At 36.7% G+C, this 16,252-nt stretch carries 15 protein-coding genes and 1 other RNA gene; 7 read left to right on the top strand and 9 right to left on the bottom strand.

Translation table 11 applies throughout. From position 1 onward, the window contains the following. Position 1: 1 nt before the first annotated feature. Positions 2-2,629 (bottom strand): valine--tRNA ligase, encoded by a 2,628-nt coding sequence (locus tag HHL20_RS01285; RefSeq protein WP_169229399.1) that lies wholly within the window; start codon positions 2,627-2,629, stop codon positions 2-4. A gap of 128 nt (positions 2,630-2,757) precedes the next feature. Here HHL20_RS01285 and HHL20_RS01280 point away from each other — a divergent pair, with 128 nt between their 5' ends. Further along, positions 2,758-3,225 carry a DUF1573 domain-containing protein gene (locus tag HHL20_RS01280; protein ID WP_169229398.1) on the top strand — a complete coding sequence of 156 codons (468 nt, stop codon included), beginning with the start codon at positions 2,758-2,760 and terminating at the stop codon, positions 3,223-3,225. Between the two features lie 207 nt (positions 3,226-3,432). Further along, complete coding sequence (locus tag HHL20_RS01275) at positions 3,433-4,302, top strand: polyphosphate kinase 2 family protein (RefSeq protein WP_169229397.1); 870 nt, start codon at positions 3,433-3,435, stop codon at positions 4,300-4,302. A 77-nt stretch (positions 4,303-4,379) separates the two neighbouring features. On the opposite strand, the gene rnpB is transcribed toward HHL20_RS01275, so the two are convergent. Further along, an RNA gene (gene rnpB / locus HHL20_RS01270) (RNase P RNA component class A) lies at positions 4,380-4,703 on the bottom strand. A gap of 156 nt (positions 4,704-4,859) precedes the next feature. On the opposite strand from rnpB, the gene HHL20_RS01265 reads away from it, so the two are divergent. Together HHL20_RS01265 and HHL20_RS01260 are read left to right on the top strand one after the other, a co-directional pair. Continuing rightward, a complete protein-coding gene (locus HHL20_RS01265) occupies positions 4,860-5,351 on the top strand; it encodes an RNA polymerase sigma factor (protein WP_029294680.1) in 492 nt (163 codons plus the stop codon). Further along, positions 5,344-6,018: a beta-carotene 15,15'-monooxygenase gene (locus tag HHL20_RS01260; protein WP_169229396.1), complete on the top strand. Its 675-nt coding sequence runs from the start codon at positions 5,344-5,346 to the stop codon at positions 6,016-6,018. Before HHL20_RS01265 ends, HHL20_RS01260 begins: the two co-directional genes overlap by 8 nt. 57 nt (positions 6,019-6,075) lie before the next feature. Here HHL20_RS01260 and rpoN read toward each other — a convergent pair whose 3' ends face one another. From rpoN to HHL20_RS01245, 3 genes are all read right to left on the bottom strand, one after another. Continuing rightward, positions 6,076-7,539, bottom strand: a complete 1,464-nt coding sequence (gene rpoN, locus HHL20_RS01255) for an RNA polymerase factor sigma-54 (protein WP_169229395.1) — start codon at positions 7,537-7,539, stop codon at positions 6,076-6,078. A gap of 360 nt (positions 7,540-7,899) precedes the next feature. Then, positions 7,900-9,348 carry an asparagine--tRNA ligase gene (gene asnS / locus HHL20_RS01250; RefSeq protein WP_169229394.1) on the bottom strand — a complete coding sequence of 483 codons (1,449 nt, stop codon included), beginning with the start codon at positions 9,346-9,348 and terminating at the stop codon, positions 7,900-7,902. Between the two features lie 130 nt (positions 9,349-9,478). After that, entirely contained in the window at positions 9,479-10,078 is a 600-nt protein-coding gene (locus HHL20_RS01245) for a CDP-alcohol phosphatidyltransferase family protein (RefSeq protein ID WP_169229393.1), read from the bottom strand. Positions 10,079-10,188: 110 nt separating this feature from the next. Between HHL20_RS01245 and HHL20_RS01240 the strand changes: the two genes are divergently transcribed. The 3 genes from HHL20_RS01240 to HHL20_RS01230 all read left to right on the top strand — a co-directional run bounded on the left by HHL20_RS01240 (position 10,189) and on the right by HHL20_RS01230 (position 13,666). After that, positions 10,189-11,121 (top strand): XRE family transcriptional regulator, encoded by a 933-nt coding sequence (locus HHL20_RS01240; RefSeq protein ID WP_169229392.1) that lies wholly within the window; start codon positions 10,189-10,191, stop codon positions 11,119-11,121. Further along, positions 11,118-11,921: a helix-turn-helix domain-containing protein gene (locus HHL20_RS01235; protein WP_169229391.1), complete on the top strand. Its 804-nt coding sequence runs from the start codon at positions 11,118-11,120 to the stop codon at positions 11,919-11,921. The genes HHL20_RS01240 and HHL20_RS01235 overlap by 4 nt, the downstream gene beginning before the upstream one ends. A gap of 68 nt (positions 11,922-11,989) precedes the next feature. After that, on the top strand, positions 11,990-13,666 hold the full coding sequence (locus HHL20_RS01230) for a serine hydrolase domain-containing protein (RefSeq protein ID WP_228463070.1): 1,677 nt from the start codon (positions 11,990-11,992) through the stop codon (positions 13,664-13,666). Positions 13,667-13,717: 51 nt separating this feature from the next. Here HHL20_RS01230 and rimM read toward each other — a convergent pair whose 3' ends face one another. The 4 genes from rimM to HHL20_RS01210 all read right to left on the bottom strand — a co-directional run bounded on the left by rimM (position 13,718) and on the right by HHL20_RS01210 (position 16,183). Beyond that, positions 13,718-14,260, bottom strand: a complete 543-nt coding sequence (gene rimM / locus HHL20_RS01225) for a ribosome maturation factor RimM (protein ID WP_169229390.1) — start codon at positions 14,258-14,260, stop codon at positions 13,718-13,720. Between the two features lie 12 nt (positions 14,261-14,272). After that, positions 14,273-14,827, bottom strand: coding sequence for a 30S ribosomal protein S16 (locus HHL20_RS01220; RefSeq protein WP_169229389.1), 555 nt, complete (start codon positions 14,825-14,827; stop codon positions 14,273-14,275). A 233-nt stretch (positions 14,828-15,060) separates the two neighbouring features. Next, on the bottom strand, positions 15,061-15,564 hold the full coding sequence (locus HHL20_RS01215) for a nitroreductase family protein (RefSeq protein WP_169229388.1): 504 nt from the start codon (positions 15,562-15,564) through the stop codon (positions 15,061-15,063). Positions 15,565-15,733: 169 nt separating this feature from the next. After that, complete coding sequence (locus HHL20_RS01210; protein WP_169229387.1) at positions 15,734-16,183, bottom strand: GreA/GreB family elongation factor; 450 nt, start codon at positions 16,181-16,183, stop codon at positions 15,734-15,736. Positions 16,184-16,252 lie beyond the last annotated feature (69 nt).

Below are 16,252 nucleotides of genomic sequence, written 5' to 3'. Positions count from 1 at the left end.
ATTATAAACTTTTCAGCTTTTCTTCTAAAATTGCAATCTTATCGAGAGCATCTTTTTGTTTTTTGCGCTCAACCTCAACGATTTCCGGTTTGGCATTGGCAACAAACTTCTCGTTGGAGAGCTTTTTGTCTACAGAAATCAGGAACCCTTTTAAGTATTTCAGTTCTTCTTCTGTTTTCGCTTTTTCTTCTCCTAAATCTAAGTTTTCACTTAAAGGAATGGATACTTCTGTTGCACCCACCAGGAAGGTAAAGCTTGGCTTATCGGTCTTCGTTCCGAAATGAATTTCTGAAACATTCGCTAATTTCTTAATAACAGATTCGTTTGCAAACGCTGAAGCATTGGTATAAATTTCGACAGCTTCTCTTGGCGAAATTCCTTTTGTCTGGCGGTAATTTCTTACTCCCGAAATCAGTTCTGCCGCTGTTTCAAAATTATTAATAATCTCTTCATTAAATGCTCCTGCTTTTTTCTGCTGGGCAATAACCAAAGCGTGATCAGCATCTCTTTCAGAAATCGTCTGCCATAATTCTTCCGTCAAGAAAGGCATGAAAGGATGGAGTAATTTCATTAATTCTTCAAAGAAATAAATAGTCTGAGTATACACTTCTTTCGAAATTCCTTCTCCGTAATTAGGTTTGATGGCTTCAAGGTACCAGCCGCAGAAATCGTCCCAGATCAGTTTATAAATCAAATGTAAAGCATCAGAAATTCTGAACTTTTCAAACTGGTCATCAATTTCAGCAATGGTTTTATGCATTTTATTTTCAAACCATTCGATGGTCTGTGTTTCTGTTGAGTTAGCCGGCTTGTCTTCATGATTCCACATATTGATCAGACGGAAGGCATTCCAGATTTTAGTCATGAAGTTTCTTCCCTGAAGCATTAAATCTTCATCAAAAAGGAGGTCGTTTCCTGCTGCTGAACTTAATAAAATTCCTACACGAACTCCGTCTGCTCCATATTTGTCCATCAGTTCCAGCGGATCGGGTGAATTTCCTAAAGACTTAGACATCTTTCGTCTCTGCTTATCTCTTACAATTCCTGTGAAATAAACATTTTTGAACGGAACTTCTTTTCTGTATTCCAGTCCGGCCATAATCATTCTGGCTACCCAGAAGAAAATAATATCAGGACCTGTTACCAAATCTGAAGTAGGATAATAGTAATTAATATCTTTATTTTCAGGATCAATTAATCCGTCGAAAACCGACATCGGCCACAACCATGATGAGAACCAAGTGTCTAAAGCATCTTCGTCTTGTCTTAAATCCTCAATATCAGCTATAATTCCTTTTTGTTCTTCTAATATTACAAGAGCTTGATATTTATCTTCCGCAACGACGAAATCATTTTCTCCGTCTCCATAATAGAACGCAGGGATCTGCTGTCCCCACCAAAGCTGACGGGAAATATTCCAGTCACGGATGTTTTCCATCCAATGTTTGTAGGTATTCTTAAACTTTTCAGGATAAAATTTAACCTCATCATCCATTACAACATCCAGCGCAGGTTTTGCAATTTCAGACATTTTAAGGAACCATTGAACGGAAACTTTAGGTTCGATAACCGCACCTGTTCTTTCCGAAGTTCCCACTTTATTTACATAATCTTCTGCTTTCAGTAAAAGATCTTTTTCTTCCAGTTCTTTGGCAATCTGCTTTCTTACCTCGAATCTGTTTTTCCCGGCATAATGTAACCCGTACTCATTCAGATTTCCGTCATCATCCAAAGCATCTATCATTTGCAGGTTGTGCTTCTGCCCGATTTCGTAGTCATTGATATCGTGTGCCGGCGTAATTTTCAAAGCGCCTGTTCCGAATTCGATATCAACATATTCGTCCTCAATGATGGGAATTACCCTGTTTACGATCGGTACAATAACTTTTTTGCCTTTTAAATGAGCATATCTCTCATCATTAGGATTGATACAAACCGCTGTATCCCCGAAAATAGTTTCAGGACGCGTGGTAGCTACTGACAAATATTCTTCGGTATCTGAACCCGCCGGAGATTCAATTTTATATTTCAGGAAATATAACTTTCCGTTTTGCTCTTTAAAAATTACTTCTTCGTCGGAAATATTAGTTTTCGCTTCCGGATCCCAGTTTACCATTCTGTATCCACGATAGATCAGCCCTTTGTTGTATAAATCAACAAATGATTTAATAACCTGTTGAGAAAGTTTGGGTTCCATCGTAAAACGGGTTCTTTCCCAATCGCATGAACATCCAAGCTTTTTGAGCTGTTCAAGGATAGTTCCCCCATATTTGTCGGTCCATTCCCAGGCGTGTTTTAGGAATTCTTCTCTTGTAATATCAGATTTATTGACTCCTTCGGATTTCAGTTTAGCAACAACTTTGGCTTCCGTAGCAATGGAAGCGTGATCTGTTCCCGGAACCCAGCAGGCGTTGAAACCCTGCATTCTTGCACGGCGGACCAGAACATCCTGAATGGTATTGTTCAGCATGTGCCCCATGTGCAAAATCCCCGTCACATTCGGCGGAGGGATCACAACAGTGTAAGGCGGCTTTTTATTTGGTTCTGAATGGAAGTATTTGTTTTCCAACCAGTAATTGTACCACTTTTGTTCTGTTTCCTGTGGATTGTACTTTTCTGAAATCTGCATAAATTCTATTACTTTAATTTACAATTTGCAAAAATAGTCTAAAGAAAAAAAATTTTAAGTATGAATTAAAATAATTTTTAACTTTGTTTCTCAAAATTTATCTAACAACATATTTAATATTCAAGAATATGAAAAAATTAATCGCAGGAATTGCATTGTTCGGAACTTTCGCTCTTGCATCTGCACAAACGATCACGTTTGATAAAACAACTTTTGATTACGGTACAATCAAGCCAAGTTCAGACGGCATAAGATTTTTTACAGTAACCAACACCGGTGATAAGCCTCTTATCCTGTCAAACGTAAAGGCATCTTGTGGATGTACAACCCCTGAATTCAGCCAAGATCCTATTATGCCCGGGAAATCTGCTAAAATCAAAGTTGGATACAACACTGCCATCAACGGTGGTTTCAACAAAATGATCGAAGTATTTTCCAATGATCCTGCAAACAGCAGAAGCGTAATCTACATCAAAGGAAACGTAGATCCAAACGCTCCGGATCCAAAACCTTTAACTCCTGCTGAATTGAAGGCTAAAGCTAAGGAAGAGAAAAAAGCTGCAAAACTTGCTAAAAAAGCAGCTGCTGCAAAGTAATCTCTACTCAAAAAATAAAAAAACCGTCTCAGGGAGGCGGTTTTTTTATTATATTTAGGTAAGGTTTGGCTGAAATTTAGATGAGTTAATGTTTAATGTTTAATGTTTAATGTTTAATGTTTAATGTAATCTTTTATCTTTTATCTTTTATCTTTTATCTTTTATCTTTTATCTTTTATCTTTTATCTTTTAATAACTAAATAAAATATGGACACCAATTTCTCAGATGATTTTTTAGTAAAGGGAAAATTTTCGATTAAAAAAGCTCTTACCCAATTTAAGGGGAAACTTACCAAAGAAGAGGGCGAGCAATTGCTTATCCTTGAAAAGATAAAGCTTCGTGAGCTGCAGGAAAAACTGTATTCTGACGGCAGTCAATCTATTCTGGTTGTTTTGCAGGCCATGGATGCAGCAGGAAAAGACAGCCTTATAGAACATGTCTTCGGCGGGGTAAACCCCCAGGGATGCAATGTTACCAGTTTTAAAACGCCGAACCCGAAAGAATATGCTCATGATTTCTTATGGAGGCATTATATCGCACTTCCTCCAAAAGGTATGATCGGAATTTTTAACCGCTCTCATTACGAAAGCGTACTGGTATGTAAGGTACATCCTGAATATAACCTGAACGAAAAAACATGGAAATCTGTAAAGGATTTTGATGATAAGTTTTGGAAAAACCGGTATGAAAGCATCAGAAATTTCGAGAAACATCTTACTGATAACGGAACTACAATCGTAAAAATATTCTTACATGTCTCTAAAGATGAGCAGAAGAAAAGGCTTTTAGACAGAATTAACGAACAGGAAAAAAACTGGAAGTTTTCGGCGGCCGATCTTCCTGAACGAGCGTTATTCAGCAAATATATGGCATGTTATGAGGAAGCCATTAATGAAACTTCAAAGGATTATGCTCCCTGGTATGTAATTCCGGCAGATGACAAATGGTTCGCAAGAGTTGCAGCCATACAGATTATTATTGACACTCTGGAAAAAATGAACCTGCAATATCCTACATTATCTGATGAAGACCGCGCAGAATTGGAGAAGGCGAAAAAGCAACTTGAAAGTGAATAATTCGGAAAGATAAAAGCCTGAATATGATGTTCAACATATTTACGTTTAAATTTCCAGCTTTGCTACAAACTATAAAAACCACGAGAAAATCTGTAAGCCGGATTTTGTTCTTCCGAAGAAGTGCCTGTTATTTATCTGCGTCTTGCATTGCTGCAGGACTTTAGCTGATTACCCCTCGGCTTTCAGAGCGAGCAACTCCTATTTTCATTACTGAAAAGAACCGATATACTTATCATTGCACCACAAAGAGTTTACCTGATTTCACTACAGCCGAACTGTACATCCTTTCTGTTGCACTTGTCCTACCCTCACGGGTGACGGATGTTATCCGCTTTGCTGCTCTACGGTGTCCGGACTTTCCTACCTCCCGAAAACGGGAAATCAACAAGCCGACTTTCTCGTGGCTGCAAAGATACGATTAAATGTTACAATTCAGCAATGCACCAACACAACAATGGAAATTCACGCCGACTTTAATAATTGCTAGATTGTTAAATTATTACATGCTTAAATTGATATTTTCTTTATCTTCGTGCTACAAAAATTACACATCCACATTGGCCTCAAAGGAAAAAGAATTTGCGCAGCTTATCAAGGATAATCAGGGTTTGATTATCAAAGTTTCGCGTTTATATACCAATTCTTTGGAGGATGAGGAAGATCTTTTTCAGGAAATTGTGTTACAATTATGGAGAAGTTATGACTCATTTAAAGGAAATTCTAAAATTTCTACATGGATGTATCGCGTGGCCCTTAACACGGCCATTACCCTCTTCAGGAAAAAAGCCAAAAGTTTACCCACCAATGAACTGGACATCAATCATGCCGATTTTATTGAAGATGATGATGAAAAGCAACAGCAGGTATCACTTTTGTACACTGTAATAAAAACGCTTCCCAATGTGGAAAGAGCGATTGTAATGATGTATCTGGATGATTTGCCTTACAAGGATATTGCAGAAAACCTCGGGATCACCGAAGTTAATGCGCGTGTGAAAATGAACAGATTAAAGAAAACCCTTAAAGAAAAGATGGAAAAATATGCCTGAATTTGATTTAGACAGCTTTAAGAAGACGTGGCAGGAACAACCTGTTCAGAAGAAATACGACGACAATGAAATCCTTAAGATGCTCAACAGAAAATCACGAAATTATGTGAAATATATTTTCTGGATCAGCGTAGCGGAATTTTTGTTATTCTCTGTAATGGGGATCTTTTATTTCTTTCAGAGTGAAGAAGACAATGGGTTTCTCAACATCCTGGAAAAGCTGGGCGCACAGAAAACACCTCAGATTGAAAGCAGCTTCGATAACATTTACTGGATACTGAAGGTGTTGAGCATTATTGTAACAGCATATTTTGTATTTAAATTTTATCAGAATTACCGTAAAATAAGAATTGAGGAAAATCTTAAAGGATTGATAACTAGAATTATTACATTCAAGAAAACCGTCAATGCCTTTATTTTGATCAGTATTCTCCTGTTGGTAGCGTTTACCTCAATCTTTACCATCTTTATATTTTACTCTTTAAACGCCCAGAATGTAGAGCCTAAAAGTTCTGAGATGACCATATTTGTAGTCGGGGTCATTGTGACCACTGCATTTTCAGTATTGCTGATCTGGCTTTACTACAGGCTGGTTTATGGAATAATCATGAGTAAGCTTGATAAAAATCTTAAGCAGCTCAGAGAAATTGATTCTCAGGAAATTTAATATTTCTAATAAACTAAATATCATAAAAAAGCACTTCATGTTGAAGTGCTTTTTATTTTAAAGTTCTTTTCTTAATCTTGCAACCGGAATATTGAGCTGTTCGCGGTATTTGGCGATTGTTCTTCTGGCAATATTGTACCCCTGTTCTTTCAGGATCATTACCAGCGCATCGTCGGTTAGTGGCTTCCTTTTATTCTCTTTGCTGATCACCTCCTGAAGATGGGTCTTAATTTCTTTTGTGGAAACTTCCTCCCCGTCATCATTGGTAAGACTGTCTGAAAAAAGGTCTTTGAGATAGATAATTCCGTTGGGAGTATCGGCATATTTGCTCTTTACGACTCTTGAAATGGTAGAAATATCAAATCCTGTAATATCGGCAATATCTTTCAGAATCATCGGTTTTAACGATTTTTCATCTCCCGTGATAAAATAGTCTTTCTGAAATTTTACAATTGCAGTAATTGTCTGCAATAAGGTATTCTGACGTTGATTAATAGCATCAATATACCATTTGGCAGCGTCAAGCTTTTGTTTGATAAATAATGCAGCCTGCTTATGTTCAGACGAATTTTTATCGTGAGAATACGTTGTTAAAATATCTTTATATTCCTCAGAAACCCTTAACGTAGGAGCATTTTTACTGTTCAGCATCGGAAGTACCTGTCCGTCTTTTACCTGTATTACAAAATCCGGAATAATCTCCTGATTGATGGTAATGGTCTGAGTATCAAAATTTCCTCCTACTTTTGGAGATAGTTTTGAAATCTCATCCAGCGCATCTCTCAGATCTTCCTCCTCAATATCATATTTCTGAATAATCTTGTTATAATGTTTGTTGGTAAGCGCATCAAACTGATACCTCAAAATATTGGCAGCCAGAGAAACCGCTTTATCAGAACTTACTTTCTTTTCGATCTGCAAAAGAAGACATTCCTGAAGTCCTCTCGCTCCTACACCTGGCGGATCGAGCTTTTGGATATAATTCTCAAGGATATCATCTACTCTTTCCTTAGTGGTATAAATACCCTGTGAAAACGCGAGGTCATCAACAATTGATTTTATTTCCCTTCTGAGGTAGCCATCTGTATCTAAGTTTCCGATGAGATATTCTGCAATTTTTTCATCCTCTTCGCTTATGTTCACAAGATGGATCTGCTCCAGAAGATAATCGTAAAGAGACTGCCCTTCGGTTAAAAGGCTTTCATTATCAAATTCTTCGTCGTCAGGGGAATAATTGCTGGATGCTGTTTTATAGTTTGGCTCGTCGTCATAAAGATATTGGTCTACATCAAAATCCGTTTCAATGCTTTCCGTACCCTCACTTTCATAAGAGTCTTCCAGAGACGAGAAATCATCCTCTTTAGATTCTTCTTTTACAATTTCCAATGCAGGATTTTCTTCCAATTCTCTTTCAAGTTCCTCTTCAAATTCCAGAGTGTGAAGCTGGATCAGCTTCATCAACTGAATCTGCTGAGGCGCCAACTTTTGTCCTAATTTGAGTTGTAAGTGTTGTTTAAGCATATTACTAGATGGTGTTTTAACATAACATATTGCACGAATTTAGTAAAATATTCTGACAAAAATAAATTTTAGCACGATTTTTGCAGTAGTTACAGTATAATAAGCTATTTAAAATAAACAGAAAAGCCCTGACCAATGTTTGTCAGGGCTTTTTATTATTTATATTTCCAATTTATCAGGGTTTCTCCTGTTGCCCCAAAAAGCGAGAATTTCAACTGAATTTTTATTAACTTTGTAATAAAGAGAAAATTTTTATTAATTAAGACATTTTACAATCGTGCTCATTTCCAAAATTTTAGTAATGTCAATAAAAAAATCCTTCCGTTTTAAACAGAAGGATTTCAGTATTTAAGAATGTTTTTAGAATTCTGCGTTTTTCGGTGTTCTAGGGAAAGGGATTACGTCTCTGATATTCGTCATTCCCGTTACGAAAAGAACCAGCCTTTCTAATCCTAATCCAAAACCGGCGTGCGGAACAGAACCGAATTTTCTGGTGTCTAAATACCACCAAAGTTCATGCTCATCCACATGCATTTCTGCCATTTTCTGCTTTAATACATCCAAGCGTGCTTCTCTTTCAGAACCTCCGATGATTTCACCGATTCCCGGGAAAAGAACATCCATTGCCGCAACGGTTTTCCCGTCTTCATTAAGCTTCATGTAGAATGCTTTGATCTCTTTCGGATAATCAAACAGAACTACGGGACTTTCGAAGTGTTTTTCAACCAAATATCTTTCGTGCTCCGATTGAAGATCAGTTCCCCATTTTTCAACAGGATATACAAATTTGCCTTTTTTATTTTCTTTAGAGTTTAATAAAATCTCAATCGCTTCCGTATAAGAAACTCTCTTGAAACGTTTGGAAACTACATTTTCAAGTTTTTCGATAAGACCTTCTTTCGCTCTTTCTTTTTCCGGCTTTGATTTTTGCTCTTCTTCAAAACGTTTGTCCAGGAATTCAAGATCGTCTTTACAGTTATCCAAAACATACTGTATCACATATTTCAGGAAATCTTCCGCAAGGTCAATATTATCTTCCAAGTTGTTGAAAGCGACTTCCGGTTCAATCATCCAGAATTCTGCCAGGTGTCTTGTCGTATTTGAATTTTCTGCACGGAACGTAGGACCGAATGTATAAATTCTTCCCAATCCCATTGCTGCCGTTTCCCCTTCAAGCTGTCCGGAAACCGTTAGGTTGGTCTTTTTTCCGAAGAAATCCTGTGCAAAATCAATGTCTCCCTGTTCATCTCTCGGGATATTGTTTAAATCAAAGTTGGTAACTCCAAACATCTCTCCCGCTCCTTCCGCATCTGCACCGGTAATTACAGGTGTATTGATATAAAAGAACCGATTCTGGTTGAAGAATGAATGGATGGCAAAACTTACGGCGTGACGCACTCTGAAGACCGCTCCGAATAAATTGGTTCTGAATCTTAAGTGAGCCTGCTCTCTTAATGTTTCCAGCGAGTGTTTTTTAGGCTGAAGGATGGTTTTGTCTCTCTCCTCCGTAAAATTATCTCCTAAAATGGTAATTTTCTTCGCGAGGATTTCTACGGCCTGTCCTGCACCCTGGCTTTCTACCACTTCACCAACAATTTTAAGGGAAGCTGCCGTACTGATTTTAGAAATAATTTCTTCGTCGAAATTTTCGAAATCAACAACAATCTGCAAATTATTAATCGTAGAACCATCATTAAGCGCGATGAAACGATTGGCACGGAATGTTCTTACCCAGCCGTAAACCGTAATGTCATGATGTAATACTTTCTTGTAATCCTCCAGGATTTCCTTAATTGTCTGCTTTTTCATTTGTTGATTAAAATTTTTGTGTAAAAATTAATGAGTGCAAAGTTACAAAAAACAGAGCAATATAAAGATTGCTCCGTTTTAATTAAATCATTTATCAATTATTTAAGGTAAAAATATGTTGGGATGATTATCAATTGAACAATACCGACTTTCTCCTCTTTTTTCCTTTTCTGATTTTCCATGCGTGGTAAGAACTCGGAACATCATATTGCCATTTCGGAAGAATCAGAATGATCATAATTACGTCGATATGTGCGATAAATCCTAAAATGACAGATAAATAAAATGACCATCCCGCTTGTTGAAAGCCAATGAGATAAGTAAATGCCACGAGCAGACTCAATCCCCACATTTTTGACAGAAAGGCATGGGTACAGGTTTCTTTTCCGAATTTCACCCAGCTTACGATATAACATAAAGCCTCCATTCCCAGAATTATAACGACGCCAATCCATTCATCTTTTATTAAATCAGGATTTAAAAAGTATGCTGCGAATCCCAAAGAAAGCCAGAAAACCATATCGGTCTGACTGTCCAGTCTCCTTAATTTTTCAGAAGAAACTCCTGTTTTCCGGGCAATTATTCCATCGAAAATATCCGTTAATAATCCAAAGTACATCAATATTAAAATTAAAAATCTGGATTTTTCACCAATAAAATAAGATAAGGAAAGAATGACAGGCGCAAGAATAAACCGTAAAGAGATTAAAATATAAGGCAGTGTTTTCATAATAGTTTATTGATTTTTAAAATTATACTTCAAAAATATTGGTGAAAAGTAATGGGATAAATGCGGAAAAAAATTAAAATAAATTTCTAAATTTGTGAAAATCGCAAAATATGCATCAGGAACGTTTGCTTAAAGAAATCCGGAGAAAAATCGGTGATAACTCGTTGAATGACGAAATTGCCAATATTCTCCATATCAGCTACGATGCCGCGCACCGAAGAAGTTCCCTGAAAGCAAAATTCAGTTTTGAAGAAGCTCTGGAACTGGCGAAATATTTCCAGATTTCTTTGGATCAGTTTCAGATTTCCGACCATCAGATTGTTGTGAGAAAAACATCAGCAGTATCTAAAACCGAAGATCTGGAATCTTTTTTCAGGAATAACCTTACCGTTTTTGAAAATCTGCCGCTCAGTAATGAAATGACCATCTATTACTCCGCGAAAGACATCCCTTTCTTTTACACCCTTTCAGATACGCTGCTTTCCCGTTTTAAGGTTTATGTCTGGATGAATCTTCTTAATGCCCAACAGGTCTTTATCCCTTTCTTAGAATTTTCTCCTCCTAATTTTGAATTGAATACCAAAGAATTAAGAAAAATATATGAAGAACAGAACGTGGTTGAATTGTGGAATGACATGACTGCCGCCAGTGTTTTACAGCAAATTGTATATTATCACGAAACGGGTCTTTTGAAAAAAAATGAAGCAGGAATTATCCTTCAGGAACTGAAGGAATTAATAGAATATATTGAAAAGAAAACTGAGAACAACCCAAAATTCCATTTGTATGAAAATGAACTGATGCATCTCTCCAATGATATATTTTTCCATCATCCGCAACAGTCTCTTTTTGCCATTCCCACCAATATGTTCGGGTATTTATTGATTAATGACGAAAAGACCTGCAAAGAAACGCAGAATTACTTTGAACATCAGATTAAAAACTCAAAGTCGCTCAATACTTCCGGTAATCGTGACCGGAAGAAGTTTTTCAATAAAATATATGTGCAGATTGAAGATTTAAAACAAAAAATTGCGCTATGAAAAATCTTCGTAATGGTGAGTTCTTTGGACAAACTACCGAAACTTTGCGTTTCGGGGGATTAACAATTACAGATACTGAATATACGCATTCATTTGTAGACTGGCATTATCACGAAAATCCTTATTTCACATTTTTACTGCAGGGAAATATGACTGAAGGTAATAAAAAAGAAGTGTACGAATGCGAAGCCGGAACCTTGCTCTACCATCACTGGCAGGACTCGCACTACAATACAAAACCTGATGTTTTTACAAGAGGTTTCCATATTGAAATTTCGGAAGATTGGTTTAATAGAAATCAGCTATTAAAAGATAAATCGGAAGGAAGCTTTAATATTAAAAATCCGGCAGTAAAGCTATTGATGTACCGTATTTCCAATGAAACAAAAAGTATTGACCCTTCTTTTGAGGCATCAGTAGATCAACTCCTGCTCAATATTTTCCACAAAATAACCGGCTCAAAAAACAATACAGGAAAAAATCCTGTCTGGGTAAAGCAAATCGATGAGCTTCTTCATGAAACTTTTACTGAAAAACTGAATTTATCAGACCTTGCAAAAATAGTAAACATTCACCCAATCCATTTGAGCAGGGATTTTCCGAAATATTTTCACTGCACTTTGGGAGAATATCTCAGGAAACTAAAAGTGGAAAATTCTTTAAAAATTATGAATGACTTTGAGTCTTTATCGGAAGTTGCGCTGGAATGCGGTTTTTCCGACCAAAGCCATTTCATCCGGTGTTTTAAAGAAAATATAGGTATCACCCCTTTAAAGTATAGAAATATTCTGAAGAAATAGCTATGTTAATTTCATTCTATTTTCTACAAAAGTGAAAGTCTAATTTTGTCAGATAAAAAAAGATACTCATGTCTACATTCTCAAAACCATATAAATCCTATCTGACTTTATTGCTAGCGATAATGTTTCAATTTTTTTCTTTCGGACAAAAATTAAATATGGTCGAAACGGAAGGTATAAAAACAGAATTACAGAAAAAAAACATCGGGAAAATATTTTTTACTGATAAGAAAATCGGAAATGATATTTTACAGCAGAAAGACTTTTTGGATTCTTATACACTTACCAACAAGAGCAATCTTTTTTTTGTTACTTATTTTGACAATTCTCTGACTAATTACAAGCATTTTCTGGCACCTGAAATTCCAGTAGATTCTTTATTCAAAAGCGGAAATTATCAGTTTACATTGTTTGTGGACGGAAAAGAAATTTATAAAAGCAATCTAATGCCGGGAGCTCCACAACCAGAAATCCAGGATAAGGCTACTTCGTTAAACCGACCTTTTATAGATAATTTGAATGGTCAGGGTTCCTGGAGCGAATCTTTTTGGAATCGATTTATTCATAATGGCGGAGATCAAGCGCTTTCGGATGGCAGTCATACTCTGAAAATGGAAATCCGACCTTACATAAAAATTGACACTATAAATACAGGCGAAATAATTGCTACCGGAAGTCTGAAGCTAAACGTAATAAGAAATCCAAAAATTGACATTTCAACGATTACTTTAAATAAAATAGTTCCTTACAATGGATTTTTTGTATCTAAAGAAAAATACGATACAGAAAAAATAAAATTACTGAAAGGGTCTATAAATGAAGGAATATTTAAAAAGATAAACAGTATTGTTGTTATAAAAAACGGAGGAATATTAATTGAGGAATATTTCAATGACGAAACTAGAGAAACGCTTCACGACCCCCGCTCTGTCGGGAAATCATTTGCTTCAACATTGATGGGGCAAGCAATTTCCGACGGTTATATCAAAAATGAATTGCAACCGCTTAAAACTTTTTATCCGCTTCATCAATATGAAAATTTCAGTACAGCCAAAGAGCAGGTTACCATTAAAGACCTTTTGACAATGAGTTCCGGATTGGATGGAAACGATGAAGACGGTAACAGTCCCGGAAACGAAGAGAATATGTACCCCACTTCAGATTGGGTAAAGTTTGCGCTGAATTTGCCTTTTCAGGAAAAACTTAATCATCAATGGCACTATTTCACTGCCGGAGTGGTTGTTTTAGGAGACATTCTTGATCAATCAATTCCCAATGGTTTAAAGAATTATGCCGACGAAAAGTTGTTTAAACCTCTTGGAATCAATCATTATGAATGGCAATATACCCCACAAAATATTCCAAACACAGCAGGTGGAATTAAAATGAATGCATTGGATTTCGCAAAGTATGGCCAGCTTTATAAAAATAACGGGATTTGGAATGAAAAACAGATTCTTTCCAAAAAATGGGTCGACAGAACTTTTACAAAACAAAAACAAATATACGGTAGGGAGAACGAATATTATGGGTATCTATTCTGGAATAAAAGCTACCAATCAAAAGACAAATTATACGAAGCATACTATTGTGCAGGAAATGGCGGAAACTATATTCTGGTTTTTAAAGACCAGCCATTAGTGATTGTTATTACAGCAAGTGCCTATGGGCAGCCTTACGCCCATTCGCAGGTTGAAAAAATAATACAGGATTATTTATTGCCCGCAGTATTTGAGCAAAAGTAATTTGATAAGGAACTTGTGGATAAGTGAATGTTTAAAGCTGAATTTTTAAGATTATTCATCTTTTTTGGAAGGAACCAGAAAAACATCGATAAGGCCTTCAGGAAGGTGCATTTTGATGAATCTTTCATCTCTGTTCACTTCAAGAATCCAGTCTTTGATGATAGGAATTACCACTTCTTTTCCGTCAAGATTGGTAATAAAATAGGTTTGCGCGGTCTGATCATTTACAGATCGTATCACGCCGCAGTCGTTATCATTTTCATCAAGGACATTGTACCCGATGATCTCATGATAGTAAAACTGTTTACCGGAAAGCTTTGGCAGGGTTGAAAGTGGCAAATAGACATTCTTGCCTAACGACTGGTCTACCAGCGCTTCCGAAGAATTTTTGAAAGAAATATTCAATGCATCAGATTTGCTCCATGCTGTTCTTTCAATAAAAAAAGGAACCAATAATCCGTTGATTTCAACAAATATTGATTCCAATTTATTGTAAAGCTCGGGTTGGTCGGTATCCAGTTTAAGGATAACATTTCCCGCAAGTCCGTGTCTGCGTGTGATTTTTCCTAATAAATAGCAATCTTCTTTACGCATACGGGGCTTTTTTTACGCTTCAGTGTTTTCTTCTGTAGATTCAGCAGCAGCTTCTCCTTCTGTAGTTTCTTCAGCAGGTGCATTAGCAGCTTCTTCAGCAGCTTTAGCATCGGCATTAGCTTGTGCAGCAGCAGCAATTCTTGCTTCGTTTACTTTAGCTTCTGCGTCCAAAGCAGCTTTTTTGGCATCAGCCTGTGCTTTAGATAATCCTTCAACTTTACCTTGTACTTTAGCGTCTTTTGCTTCTACCCAAGCGTTGAATCTTTTTTCAGCTTCAGCCTCATCAAAAGCTCCTTTAGCAACACCACCTTGTAAGTGTTTTTTGTAAAGGGCACCTTTGTAAGAAAGAATAGCTCTTGCCGTATCAGTTGGCTGAGCACCGTTGTTTAACCACTTTACAGCAGAATCAACATTTAAATCGATTGTTGCAGGGTTAGTAATTGGGTTGTATGTTCCTAACTTCTCGATGAATTTACCATCTCTTCTAGCTCTGGAATCTGCAACCACGATGTGGAAAAAAGGTTTTCCTTTTTTACCGTGTCTTTGTAATCTGATTTTTACTGACATAATGTTTGAATTTTAAGGGAACTCGTCCCAGTTAAATATTTTAAGAGTGCAAAGATAACAAAAAAGTTTGAAGTAAAAAGAGCTGTGTAAAAAGTTTTATCAATTCAGGCAATTTTCAGGAGCCGGGAACCTGCTCTCGCTACTCGCTTTTTTAGGTTTCGGCGGCGGCAAAGCCGCCGCCGAAACCTAAAAAGAGCTCAGACAGACCGCTCGATCAGGGCTATTATTGAAGGTTACCCCAAATAAAATAAGCCTAAACACTTCTGGTTTTCTTCGATGCTCAAAGAATTTTTCAAGTGATCTACCAATTTCGGAGAGCTCCAGTAACATCCGATCTGATTTGCCGTACAGGTAAGATACATGTTCTGAACGGCCATTGAAACTGCTGCAATTTCCTCCCATTCCGGGACCATTCCGCTGAAATTGACCACAATAGAAACAACCGAATCTGCTTTATTGATCTTAAAACCAATATCGTTGTATTTCTTTTCTAAAAAAAGTTGTTCCGGCTGTGTTGCTTTATAGATTGCCTGCATTTCTAAGGCAAGCTTTGCTTTTTCTTCTCCTCTGAACACCTTAAATCGCCATGGTTTTGTACGTTTATGGTTGGGAGCCAATGTTGCCGAATGCAAAATTTCGTCAAGGATTTCCTGGGAAATCTCCGTATCGGTATAGTCTTTTGGGAAAATGCTTCTTCTTTGTGCTATGATTTCTTTTAAACCTTCTGCTTTATTCATAACACAAAATTAGGAAAAAGTTGGCGGTTGATAGTTTTAGTGATATACGTTTATTTCAAATTTATTTTAAGGATTCCATTCCGACCAATAGAGGATACTCCAGAACTACTAAAGACTCTTATGCATACCTGCTCGGAATGACAACCTTTGACTTACTTCACCATTCCTACTAAAGTACTTCAACAATTTTCTGATGAATTTTATTCAGGGTAAATTCATCTCCTGATTTCATTCCCATCATTTTTTTAGCCATCGGGCTTTCGGAAGAGATGGCGTAGAATCTGTCGCCTTCAAAAAAGAATTCTCCCAGTGATACTGAAATATAGAACCTGGCTTTATTCGTAATCACCAAAGAACCCAGCTGCACTCTTTCTGTGGAGTTATTCAGTACTTTGGCCATGTTTCTTTTCAAATCATTCAACGCTCCCAACTGACGCTGCATCTGGTAAATTTCTTCCTGCATTTCCTCACGCATGCTGTCATATTTCGGAGTTTTTTTTATATCCCGGCTTGCCTCCTGAGTGAATTCAATAAAATTCTTCAGCTTTTCAATCTTTTCAGCAATCACGGTTTTTACATAATCTCTTATGTTATTTTTCTCAAATACTGTCTTCTCCATACATCGAATCTTTATATAAAGATAATATTTTTTAAATAATTTTTACTTTTGTCTTTTAATTTTTAAAAA

It is taken from the genome of Chryseobacterium cheonjiense (assembly GCF_012927265.1).
Lineage (GTDB): Bacteria > Bacteroidota > Bacteroidia > Flavobacteriales > Weeksellaceae > Chryseobacterium > Chryseobacterium cheonjiense.
This window is presented reverse-complemented; position numbering and strand designations above follow the sequence as displayed.